This is a genomic window from Paenibacillus sp. FW126-R14 (assembly GCF_058789495.1).
Window position 1 is genome coordinate 1 of record NZ_JBYTBS010000051.1, and the last position, 11,659, is coordinate 11,659.

Annotated in this window: 10 protein-coding genes; 2 read left to right on the top strand and 8 right to left on the bottom strand. The window is 44.2% G+C overall.

What is annotated here, in order from left to right:
• Nucleotides 1–368 precede the first annotated feature (368 nt).
• The 8 genes from AC3WRW_RS25295 to dnaA form a co-directional block, all read right to left on the bottom strand.
• Nucleotides 369–1,436, bottom strand: coding sequence for an HD-GYP domain-containing protein (locus tag AC3WRW_RS25295; protein WP_492549012.1), 1,068 nt, complete (start codon nucleotides 1,434–1,436; stop codon nucleotides 369–371).
• 83 nt (nucleotides 1,437–1,519) lie between these two features.
• Nucleotides 1,520–4,006, bottom strand: coding sequence for a DNA gyrase subunit A (gene gyrA, locus AC3WRW_RS25300; protein WP_492549013.1), 2,487 nt, complete (start codon nucleotides 4,004–4,006; stop codon nucleotides 1,520–1,522).
• Between the two features lie 46 nt (nucleotides 4,007–4,052).
• On the bottom strand, nucleotides 4,053–5,969 hold the full coding sequence (gene gyrB / locus AC3WRW_RS25305; RefSeq protein ID WP_492549014.1) for a DNA topoisomerase (ATP-hydrolyzing) subunit B: 1,917 nt from the start codon (nucleotides 5,967–5,969) through the stop codon (nucleotides 4,053–4,055).
• Between the two features lie 68 nt (nucleotides 5,970–6,037).
• Nucleotides 6,038–6,286: an extracellular matrix regulator RemB gene (gene remB / locus AC3WRW_RS25310; RefSeq protein ID WP_127454100.1), complete on the bottom strand. Its 249-nt coding sequence runs from the start codon at nucleotides 6,284–6,286 to the stop codon at nucleotides 6,038–6,040.
• Nucleotides 6,287–6,291: 5 nt separating this feature from the next.
• Nucleotides 6,292–7,410: a DNA replication/repair protein RecF gene (gene recF / locus AC3WRW_RS25315; protein WP_492549015.1), complete on the bottom strand. Its 1,119-nt coding sequence runs from the start codon at nucleotides 7,408–7,410 to the stop codon at nucleotides 6,292–6,294.
• Nucleotides 7,411–7,438: 28 nt separating this feature from the next.
• Complete coding sequence (yaaA, locus tag AC3WRW_RS25320) at nucleotides 7,439–7,654, bottom strand: S4 domain-containing protein YaaA (protein ID WP_127454096.1); 216 nt, start codon at nucleotides 7,652–7,654, stop codon at nucleotides 7,439–7,441.
• A gap of 14 nt (nucleotides 7,655–7,668) precedes the next feature.
• The gene (dnaN, locus tag AC3WRW_RS25325; protein ID WP_492549016.1) at nucleotides 7,669–8,811 is read right to left on the bottom strand and encodes a DNA polymerase III subunit beta; all 1,143 of its coding nucleotides are present in this window, start codon (nucleotides 8,809–8,811) and stop codon (nucleotides 7,669–7,671) included.
• A gap of 178 nt (nucleotides 8,812–8,989) precedes the next feature.
• The gene (gene dnaA, locus AC3WRW_RS25330; protein ID WP_492549017.1) at nucleotides 8,990–10,354 is read right to left on the bottom strand and encodes a chromosomal replication initiator protein DnaA; all 1,365 of its coding nucleotides are present in this window, start codon (nucleotides 10,352–10,354) and stop codon (nucleotides 8,990–8,992) included.
• A 636-nt stretch (nucleotides 10,355–10,990) separates the two neighbouring features.
• Between dnaA and rpmH the strand changes: the two genes are divergently transcribed.
• Nucleotides 10,991–11,125: a 50S ribosomal protein L34 gene (gene rpmH / locus AC3WRW_RS25335; protein ID WP_028557239.1), complete on the top strand. Its 135-nt coding sequence runs from the start codon at nucleotides 10,991–10,993 to the stop codon at nucleotides 11,123–11,125.
• Nucleotides 11,126–11,265: 140 nt separating this feature from the next.
• Entirely contained in the window at nucleotides 11,266–11,625 is a 360-nt protein-coding gene (gene rnpA, locus AC3WRW_RS25340; protein WP_492549018.1) for a ribonuclease P protein component, read from the top strand.
• The last annotated feature ends 34 nt before the right edge of the window (nucleotides 11,626–11,659 follow it).

The window sequence follows — 11,659 nt, forward strand, 5'->3', positions numbered from 1 at the left end:
CAGCGTTCGTCCTGAGCCAGGATCAAACTCTCCATAAAAGAAAAGCTGACTTGCTCATTTGACTTGCTAGCGAGATTTTACAATCTCTTTTATAGTCGATTACTCGACTGTGCTTACTCACTCGTTGTTCAGTTTTCAAAGATCAATGTCTTTCTTATCAATCGCTCGCCTCTCAAAGGCGACTTGATTAATATACCACATCAGCCTATTCGATTGCAAGAACTTTTTTTAAGTTTCTTTCGTTCTTTCGTTCGACCGCCGAAGCGACAAGGAGTAATATAGCAAATCCAGAAAAAGAATGCAAGCTTTTTATTCATATTTTTTTGAGATAAAGAAAAACCCGCCATTTTCAGCGGGTTCCTGGCATTTTATACATGTCCGATTACATCCTGAATAAATAAGCTTCTCTCTACAACCAGATTGACAATCGTTCCATTTACGTTCACCCAAGGCCTTGTCGGATGTGAGCGATCCGAGAATACGATCTCTCCGACACGATTATCGCTGAGCTTAACCAATGTTCCATTGCTAATTTGTGTAGACTTGTTTATAAACACCTGGACCAAGGTGGGGTCAACTTTACCGAATGACTCCGTGAAGAGCTGCTCTAGAACTAGATAAGGAGACATCGCTGTTTTGTGGAAGCGTTCGTTGGTCATCGCATTATAAATGTCCGCGATCGCCACGATTTTCGCATACATGTGGATCTTATCGCCTTTCACTCCTAGCGGGTAACCGGAGCCATCCTCACGTTCGTGATGCTGAACGGCTGTTAATTTAACACCCTCGTTGATACCAGAAATATTTTTGAGGATTTGATACCCTATTAGCGTATGCTGTTTAATCTCCTCCATCTCAGACGGCACTAATCGGCCCTTTTTCTCCAGAATGGACGCATCCACTTTGGAAATGCCAATGTCATGCAGGAGGCCGGCTAATGCAATTTGCATTAGATCCTTCTGAGGGAGACCATGCCATCTGGCCAAAGAATAGGAGGTCAAGCTAACCATAATGCTTTTGTGATAAATGTAATCTTGCAGATTGCGGTTTTTGGGAGTAAAAGTAAGTACTTTATAAGTATCGATATGCTGAATAAGTGCTTCTAGTCCGTTACGAATATCTAGGATCGGTAATGTTTGTCCGCCATTGGCAAGTAAGAAAACGCGTTTAAGCAGCTTTAACATATTCTGATACTCAACATAAAAAGGAGGAACGGAATCTGCCTCTTTCGCCTTCGTATCCTCGGTGGCCGCCTCCGGCTCAATGCCGTTCTTCGATTCGATAAAAACAGAAGGGATGAGAAATGCTTTTAGAATCTCAATATCTCTTTCATTGATGACCTTCCCTTTGTAAAAAAGGACATTTCCCAACTTCGTTACTACATGATCGCCTAGTTTTTCACCATATTTTAATTGAGAAACGGCTACTGTCGGCACAATCGCTCACTCACCTTACTTTATCTTATACATGCTATTGTAAAGTAAAAGGGATGGGTTTGTAAGCCCATCCCTGCAATTTATTATTCGGTATCCGTAGATTCCGTTTCTTCCCAATCGCCGTCTTCTTCATTCTCGGACTGCTCTTCATTCTTCTGCACCCGAGCCAAGGTTCCAACTTCATCGTCTTCGCGAATATTGATGAGGCGTACGCCTTGCGTATTACGGCCCATCACTGAGATACCATCCATACTTGTCCGAATAACCGTACCGGAAGCCGTAATGATCATAAGATCCTCGTCTTCCTGCACGACTTTAAGGCCAACGACAGGACCGTTCTTATCCGTGATGTTTAAGGTTTTAATCCCTTTACCGCCGCGTGATTGGATACGGTACTCGGAAACAGGCGTTCGCTTACCGAAGCCTTTGGACGTTACAATCAATACGCTATTATCCTCATGAACAACGTCCATATCGATAACAGCATCCTCCTCATCGAGCTGGATACCTTTTACCCCGGTAGCCGATCTGCCCATGGAACGTACATCTTGTTCAGGGAAATGGATCGACATGCCGAACTTGGTCCCCATGATGATGCCTTGATTGCCGTCTGTTAACTTCACGCCAATGAGATCGTCGTCATCGCGCAAATTAATAGCGATTAGACCGCCTTTGCGAATATTCGAATAATCGTCAATCGGCGTTTTCTTCACGACACCCTGTTTCGTTGCGAAGAACAGATACTGATCCGTTTCGAAGCTTTCAACCGGAATCACCGCATTGATCGTCTCGCCTTGCTCGATTTGAATCAAGTTAATTATCGGTGTGCCTCGTGCAGTTCGGCTCAAATCCGGAATCTCATAAGCTTTCAACCGGTACACTTTCCCTTTATTCGTAAAGAACATCAGGTAATGATGCGTGTTGGTTACGAACAAGTGTTCCACGAAGTCATCGTCTTTGGTTCCCATGCCGACAATACCGCGTCCTCCGCGCTTCTGGTTCTTATACGTAGTTACAGGCAGCCGCTTAATGTAGCCGGTATGCGTAATCGTAATTACGACATCTTCACGCGGGATAAGGTCTTCATCTTCGATGCTTTCCTCGCCAATCGTGATTTCGGAACGACGATCGTCGCCGAATTTCTCTTTGATTTCATTGAGCTCTTCGCTAATGATGGCCAGAATCAGCTGCTCATCGGCAAGAATCGCTTTGAGTTCGGCGATTTTCTTCATGAGCTCCGCATATTCTGCCTCAATCTTCTCACGCTCTAAACCGGTTAAGCGCTGCAGGCGCATGTCCAGAATAGCTTGAGCTTGATCATAGCTCAAGTTAAACGTGTTCATGAGGCCATCTCTAGCTTCTTCCGTTGTTCGGGAAGCACGAATCAATGCAATCACTTGATCCAGGTGATCAAGTGCAATCCGCAAGCCTTCCAAGATATGAGCGCGCGCTTCTGCTTTGCGCAAATCATACTCGGTTCTGCGGCGAATCACTTCTTGTTGGTGCTTGAGATAGTACTGCAGCATCTCGCGCAGATTCAGTACTCTTGGTTGGCCGTTAACAAGCGCCAGCATAATAATACCGAAGTTAGACTGCATCGCCGTCTGTTTAAACAAGTTATTCAGAACGACATTCGGGTTCACGTCACGGCGCAGCTCGATGACGACGCGCATTCCGTTGCGGTCGGACTCGTCGCGAAGATCCGTGATGCCATCGATCTTTTTCTCGCGAACGAGCTCTGCTATTTTCTCAACCAGTCTTGCTTTATTCACTTGATAAGGCAGTTCATTGACGATGATTCTAGCCTTGTTGTTATTTTCTTCAATAACGGTTCTTGCCCGCATGGTGACGGAGCCTCTGCCTGTGGAGTAGGCTTGTCTAATTCCTTCACGGCCCAAAATAAATCCGGCAGTCGGGAAATCCGGCCCTTTGATGGCTTGCATCAAATCCATAGGTGTAACATCCGGATTTTGAATCAGCATCTGGATACCGTCGATGACTTCTCGAAGGTTATGAGGCGGAATGTTCGTTGCCATCCCTACCGCAATACCAGAACTTCCGTTCACGAGCAAGTTCGGAAAACGTGACGGGAGAACAACAGGTTCTTGTTCTTCACCGTCGTAGTTAGGCGCATAATCAATCGTCTCTTTATTGATATCGCGAAGAAGCTCCATCGCGATTTTGGACAAGCGAGCTTCCGTGTAACGCATGGCTGCTGCCATATCGCCATCGATCGACCCAAAGTTACCGTGGCCATCAACGAGCATGTAACGAAGGGAGAAGTCTTGCGCCATACGAACCATCGTTTCATAAACGGCCGAATCTCCATGAGGATGATACTTACCGATAACTTCGCCGACGATTCTCGCGGATTTCTTATATGGTTTATCTGGAGACATGCCTAGCTCAGACATCGCATAGAGGATACGGCGATGAACCGGCTTCAGACCGTCTCTTACATCTGGCAGTGCGCGACTGACAATGATACTCATCGCATAGTCCAAGAAAGAGGTGCGCATTTCGGTAGAAATGTCAATTTCTTTGACTTGCGAATGTAATTCTTCGCTCATGAATGTTCCTCCTGAAAGCTTACATCGTCAACAACGTCTGTGTCGTTTAGATATCTAGATTTTTCACGTAAATAGCGTGTTCCTCGATGAAATCTCTTCTAGGTTCTACGTTATCTCCCATCAAAGAGTCAAAGAGCGTATCCGCTTCAATCGCATCTTCGATCGTCACTTGCAGCAACGTACGGCTCTCCGGATCCATTGTGGTTTCCCATAATTGCTCCGGATTCATTTCACCAAGTCCTTTGTAACGCTGTACATTGACTTTGGCTCCTTCGCCAAACTCTTGCATGATCGCTTCTCTTTGCTTTTCGTTGTAGGCATAACGTACGGTTTTATTTCTCTCCAATTTGAAAAGAGGAGGCTGTGCAATATATACATAACCGGATTCAATCAGCTTTTTCATGTATCTGTAGAAGAACGTAAGAAGGAGTGTACGAATATGCGCTCCGTCAACGTCGGCATCTGTCATGATAATAATTTTGTGATAACGGGCCTTATTGATATCGAAATCATCGCTGATCCCTGTACCAAAAGCCGTAATCATCGCCCGAATCTCCGTATTGGATAAAATCCGATCTAATCTGGCTTTCTCAACGTTCAAAATTTTTCCGCGAAGAGGAAGAATCGCTTGGAAGTGACGATCACGTCCTTGCTTAGCCGATCCACCCGCAGAGTCACCTTCTACGATGTAAATCTCACTGATGGAAGCATCTTTGGATGAACAATCGGCGAGCTTACCTGGCAGAGCGCTGACTTCCAGCGCACTTTTGCGTCGAGTCAATTCTCTCGCTTTACGGGCTGCTTCTCTGGCTCTTGCCGCCTGAATCCCTTTTTCGAGAATGCGCTTCGCCGTCGCTGGATTCTCTTCCATGAAGGTTTGCAGCTTCTCGGCAAATAGCGATTCAACAATACCACGGACTTCGCTGTTACCTAGTTTTGTTTTCGTTTGCCCCTCGAATTGCGGCTCTGGAATCTTCACGGAAATAATCGCCGCAAGTCCTTCGCGGACATCATCCCCTGAAAGGTTAGAATCGCTTTCTTTCAGTGCGTTCGATTTCCGCGCATAATCGTTCAAAATCCGCGTAAGCGCGCTTTTGAAGCCGGATTCGTGCGTACCGCCCTCATGCGTATTAATGTTATTGGCGAAAGAGTAAATGTTTTCTGTATAGCTATCGTTGTACTGAAGAGCGATCTCGATAGAGATGTTATCCTTGGAACCCTCTACGTAGATTGGCACCTCATTAACGACTTCGCGGTTGCGATTCAAGTGTTGAACGAAGGAAATAATACCGCCTTCGTACATATGGGTTGTTGCCGTGTCCGTACGCTCATCGATTAAGTTGATCTCGATTCCTTTGTTCAGGAATGCAAGCTCACGAATACGGGATTGGAGAATATCATAGTCATACTCCGTCGTCTCTTTGAAAATCTCAGGATCCGGTTGGAACGTGACCGTCGTCCCCGTTTCTTCCGTCTCCCCAACCACTTTCACATCATATTGCGGTGTTCCGCGGCGGTATTCTTGTTGATGAATTTGGCCTTTGTTCTTTACTTTCACAGTTAAGTGCTCAGACAGCGCATTAACTACGGAAATACCTACACCGTGCAGACCCCCGGATACTTTATAACCGGAGTCCTCGCCACCGAATTTACCGCCCGCATGCAGAACGGTGAGTACGACTTCAAGCGTTGGACGTTTGAGCTTCGCATTTTCCCCGACCGGAATCCCACGTCCGTTATCAACGACGGTAATACTATTATTTTTATGAACAATTACATCGATTTTCGTACAGAACCCGGCAAGCGCCTCGTCAATACTGTTATCGACAACTTCCCAAACGAGATGGTGAAGTCCACGGGCACTGGTTGAACCAATATACATACCCGGTCTTTTGCGAACGGCTTCTAACCCTTCCAAAACCTGAATCTGACTGTCATCGTACGCATTTTGATTCACAGACATGTTAATCTCCACCTGCTTTTTTATAGTGAGATAAACCTCTTATACTCTTTTATGTGAACAACAAAAGGTTAGTTCGTTAACAAAAGATGCGCTCTTTTCTTGAGCGTGGTAGAGGAGATCGGGGAATAATACACCTTGCTCTTCGTAACGACGAGCGATTTGCATTCTTCTTCACCGATTTTTTCTGTTTTCTTATCCTTAACAGCTTGTTGAATGAATTGTTTCGATATTTTGGAAGATTTCTCTATCGAGATATCGAATATAGCAATCAGTTCGGAAGCTCTAATAATTTTTTCTCCACCCAAATGAATAAACATGCTCCTCAGCTCCTGCCACTTACATTTCCTTTCAAAACATGAAACACGGAAGCATGGTTCAGCTGGTCCAAATGGACACTCTCTAGACCCGTCGTGGTAATAAACGTTTGGACTTTTTCCTGGAATGTGCGGATCAACTGCGTCTGCCTATATTCATCAAGCTCTGAAAGCACATCATCAAGCAATAAAAGAGGATATTCGCCAACTTCCTCATGGATGAGTTCAATCTCCGCCAGCTTAAGAGAGAGTGCAGTGGTTCGCTGCTGCCCCTGAGAGCCGTAGGTTTGGACTTCTTTGTCGTTGATGTAAAAAAGAAGATCGTCACGATGAGGGCCCACAAGTGTAACGCCTCTTCGGAATTCCTGATCTCTGACCAATGATAACTTTATCATAAATTGGTTTAATAAAACAGATTCATCTTCAAATGGCTCTATGTCAAAAGAAGGGGAATAGCGAATGAGCAGCTCCTCGCTGTCATTTGTAATTCCGCGATGGATCGTTTCCGCCCATTGCTGCAGCTTCTTAATAAAGTTTTGACGCTTTTTCATAATTTTAACACCATACAGTGCTAATTGTTCGTTCCAGATGTCCAACATCGCATCCGGCGAGCCTTTTCCAGCGAAATTTTGCTTTAAATAATTGTTGCGCTGAAGCAAAATTTTCTGATATTGCGACAAATCGTAGAGATAGGAGGGCTGCACTTGGCCAATCTCCATATCAAGGAACCGCCGTCTAACACCAGGCGTTCCTTTGACGATTTCCAAATCCTCCGGCGCAAACATAACGACATTAAGCGCACCGATAAAGTTGCTTAGCTTCTTCTGCTCGAGTCCGTTAATCTTTGCTTTCTTGCCTTTGGTTGAAATGGACAGATCCAATTGGCAAGTTCCATACCGCTTTTGAATTTGAGCATGGAGCTGCGTTTGTTCACCGTTCCAGCCGATCAGCTCTTTATCTTGATGGGTACGGTGTGATTTGGTCATAGCCATCACATAGATGGATTCGAGTAAATTCGTTTTCCCCTGTGCGTTGGGTCCAACGAAAATATTTACATTGCTATCCGTCGTCAACTCGATCTGATCGTAATTCCGATAAGACTTAAGCGCGAGTCTGTTCAAAAACATAATTCCTCATCCCCCTGGCTTGGTCCAATCAGGAGCTAACGACTTCGAATTGTCCGAAACCCTCCACGGTAACGATATCCTTCGGTACGAGTTTCCGTCCTCTGCGATTTTCAGCTTGTCCGTTCACTTCAATTTTGGTATCCACAACAAAAAATTTAGCTTGTCCACCTGTGGATATACAGTCCGATAGTTTCAGAAACTGCCCGAGTGTAATGTAATCCGTGTTAATGGCGATCTGTTTCATTCTGGAGCCCCCCCCTAGTTCGTAGTTCGATATGGCAAGATCAGCTGCAACATGTTTGTCGAATCTTGCGGCTTCATGATGATAGGCTGCATAGCTCCAGTGAATCCAATATGAATAAACTCAGAATCAAGAACTTTAAGAGCATCAAGCATATATTTGGAGTTAAAAGAGATTTTCAACAAATCGCCGGCAATATGCTGCAGGGTAATTTGTTCCGTTACTTTGCCGAGCTCGGAGGAGCTGGACGAAATTTCAATGGTTTGGTCTTCGAGCATCATCATTTTCACAATATTCGTCTTATCTTCTTTGGATAAGAGGTAGGCTCGATCGATGGCTTCAGCCAATTCTTTGGTCGGAACGACCATTTCGGTTTGAAAAGACTGAGGAATCAGCTTCGATGTGTCCGGATACGTACCGTCCAAAATACGGGAATAAAATAAAATCGAATGAATTTTGAATAAAACTTGATTGTCCGAAATAACTATATCTATAAGAGAATTTTGATCCGGCAAAATTTTGCTTAATTCATTCAAGGTACGGCCGGAAATAACGATGTTCGGCAAATTATGAGCGTTGTTGTTATCAACCGAAACTTCTCTGGAAGCTAAACGGTGACGGTCGCAAGCGATGAATTTCAGTTTATCGCCCGTGATGTTCCAAAGCACACCTGTAAGAATCGGCGTAGATTCATTCGTGGATACCGCATATGAAGTTTGCTTAATCATCGTTTTGAGCAAATCGCTTGGAAGACGAAGCATTTTGCTTTCTTCGATTTCCGGCAGCAGCGGATATTCGTCCGGATCCAGTCCCATTATTTGAATTTCCGAAGAACCTGAACGAATAATGGTTTGAAAATTAGAACCTACTTCAATTTCAATCAATTGAGCAGGGAGCTTACGAATAATTTCCACGAAAAATTTAGCTGGAAGCACAACGCTGCCGGCTTGATATAACTGAATGATTTTGTTCGTACCGTTTTCGCTAGGCGTAAAGCTTTGAATCGAAATATCTGTGTCGCTTGCCGTGAGGGTTACACCGCTTAAGGTTGCATCTATTTTGATCCCTGTAAGAATGGGGATGGTTGTACGGGATGAAATGGCTTTGGAAACGTGACCAATGGATTCGATTAAATGGTCTTTAAGGATCGTTAATTTCATGACTTCACTCCTGCAGTTCTTTTTTGGGGTGCGTTAGCATATCTTTATATAATAACATTCTTTATTAGTAATAGCAGTAGGGGCTCTGGATATGTGGATATGTGGATGAACCTTATATAAGGCAAGCCTATCCACATGTGCATAGATTGTGTATAGGCTCACCCGGAATCAAATGTTATTAAGAAGGGTTCTTGATGCGCTCCGTAAGATTATGAACGATCTTATAGAGTTCCTGATCCGACTGCAACATTTGCGATATTTTTTCATGGGCATGGATAACCGTTGTATGATCGCGGCCTCCAAAATTATCTCCGATTTTCGGCAATGAGAAGTCCGTCAGCTCTCGTGCCAGGTACATAGCGACCTGTCTAGGGAAAGCTACGGCTTTTGTTCGTTTGCGCGCTTTGAAATCCTCGAGCTTCAATCCATAGAATTCACCAACACGCTGCTGAATATCCTGTATTGTAATGACCTTTGGCCGGTTCGACGGAATGATATCCTTCAAGGCTTCGGCCGTCAGATGCACGCTAATGTCTTGATTAATAAGAGAAGAGTAGGCTACTACACGTATTAGCGCACCCTCAAGCTCACGAATGTTCGTATCGATTTGGTTCGCGATATAAATCATCGCTTCATTCGGAATTTCGAGATTTTCCGCTTTTGCTTTCTTGCGCAAAATGGCAATGCGCGTCTCTAAATCAGGAGGCTGGATGTCGGTAATCAATCCCCATTCAAACCGAGAGCGTAAGCGGTCTTCCAGCGTTGGAATCTCCTTGGGAGGCCGGTCACTGGAGATAATAATCTGCTTGCCTTCTTCATGAAGAGCATTAAATGTATGGAAAAACTCCTCCTGCGTACCTTCTTTTCCAGCGAGGAATTGAATGTCGTCAATCAGCAGCACATCGATGGTTCTATATTTATTTCGAAATCCTTCACCGCGGTTATCCCGGACGGCATTAATGAATTCATTCGTAAATTTCTCTGACGAAATGTACAAAACCCGGGCTCCAGGATTATGTTCAAGGACATAATGGCCAATGGCATGCATTAAATGTGTCTTGCCTAAACCTACGCCTCCATATAGAAAGAGCGGATTGTAGGCTTTAGCCGGCGCTTCGGCAACAGCGAGCGAGGCTGCGTGCGCGAATCGGTTGCCCGATCCAATGACGAACGTGTCGAAGGTGTATCTCGAATTCATCATATTCGTAAAATTTTCTTCGCCGGCGACGATGGCAGGTCCTTTCGGCGGTATAACAGCCGGTTGAGCCGCGGCGGATTGCGCTTTTTGCTCGTCGGTTTCAATGACGAATTTCACGGAGACGTGTTTGCCTGTGAAATCATAAATCGTGCCTTCGATCAGCTTGGTGTAGCGGCTTTCCAACCATTCCTGCGCAAAATTGTTGGGGGCACAAATAACGACAGTAGAATCATTAAAAACTGTCGCTTTCGTTGATTTTAACCAAGTGTCGAAGCTCGGTTTGCTGAGTTTAGTTTGGATGATCGATAGGATTTGCTGCCATAAGTCCGTAGAATGGCCTTCCACAGTAATTCACTCCTTTGAAATCAAACATGTGGCGTAAGGCCAGGTTTTTTGAAAAATGGGTCTGTGTATAACTCATTATGGATGAAACTCTAACTGGAGCGATCCGAATAAAGCTTAGATTGAACGCAATCAGAGTATATTCTGCGCGATTTACGGCGAAATGAACCTTCATGTCTGATGGGGTCAAAAAAGGAAGGCTTTTGTCGTTTTATCCACATTATTAAGAATCGGTTAAAATGACTTATTCTTGCAGAGGGAATTTTGTTCACAATGTTATCCACAGACTGTTGATAAATCGGAGAATTGGTCGTGTATATCCACAACAGAAACATTACCATCTTATCAAAAGATAGCTTGTTAATCAACGGATTGTTTGGTATTATCCACAATTACAACAAGTTGTGCATAGAAATTGTTCACAACACAAGATATTGTTAATATTCTGTTGATTTTCGACAAGCTTCTCTTTTTGGGCGGGAAAATTTATACACAGGTTATTCTTTTTCGAATTTTATATTGGCTGTTTGACTTTTCCTTCTGCACGCTCGGGTAGGTTGACTTTCTTTAGTGATGTATGATTTAATGAGTAGTAGAAATTTTGTAGGATGGATATCCTCAGGTAGGGAGGTGCTATAGATGGGTCCGACGTTTAACCCGAATACGAGAAAGCGTAAGAAAAATCATGGTTTCCGTAAAAGAATGAGCACGAAGAACGGTCGTAAAGTTCTACAAGCTCGTCGTCTTAAAGGAAGAAAAGTTCTTAGCGCGTAAAAAGAGGGCTCCGGAAGGGGCTTTTTTTTTTGCATTGGAGTGAATCGGTTTATATGCCGGCATTTCGGTCAAAAATAGATAAGATGCCATGCGGCTGATCCAGCTTATCTGAATGTTAACGGTCTGGAGCGTACATTTCTGTGGAAAAAGAATATAGATTAGCTAAACGCGAAGATTTCAATAAGATTTACCGGTACGGCAAGTCGATGGCCAATCACCAATTCGTTCTATATTATTTGCCTCAACCCAAAATGGAACATTTCCGCCTTGGCATCTCGGTGAGCAAAAAGGTGGGGAATGCGGTTGTCCGGAACCGCTTGAGGCGAATGGTGAAAGAGATCGTCCGTTTGAAAAAGGAAAATATGATGCCGCATTACGACTACATTTTGCTGGCCAGAAAACCCGTTGTAGACATGGAATATGCGGAGATGGAAAAGAGCATCTGGCACGTAATCCGAAAGGCTTCTTTATTAAAAAGAAACGACACAATAAAAAAGTGAAGCTATATTTCCTTGCACGCTGAAATTGTGTTAT

Excerpts from the sequence above, each read along its gene's own strand:
- remB (WP_127454100.1), bottom strand. The coding sequence starts at position 6,286 with ATGTTTATTCATTTGGGTGGAGAAAAAATTATTAGAGCTTCCGAACTG.
- rpmH (WP_028557239.1), top strand. The coding sequence starts at position 10,991 with ATGGGTCCGACGTTTAACCCGAATACGAGAAAGCGTAAGAAAAATCAT.
- yaaA (WP_127454096.1), bottom strand. The coding sequence starts at position 7,654 with ATGAAACAGATCGCCATTAACACGGATTACATTACACTCGGGCAGTTT.
- dnaN (WP_492549016.1), bottom strand. The coding sequence starts at position 8,811 with ATGAAATTAACGATCCTTAAAGACCATTTAATCGAATCCATTGGTCAC.
- gyrB (WP_492549014.1), bottom strand. The coding sequence starts at position 5,969 with ATGTCTGTGAATCAAAATGCGTACGATGACAGTCAGATTCAGGTTTTG.
- recF (WP_492549015.1), bottom strand. The coding sequence starts at position 7,410 with ATGTTTTTGAACAGACTCGCGCTTAAGTCTTATCGGAATTACGATCAG.
- gyrA (WP_492549013.1), bottom strand. The coding sequence starts at position 4,006 with ATGAGCGAAGAATTACATTCGCAAGTCAAAGAAATTGACATTTCTACC.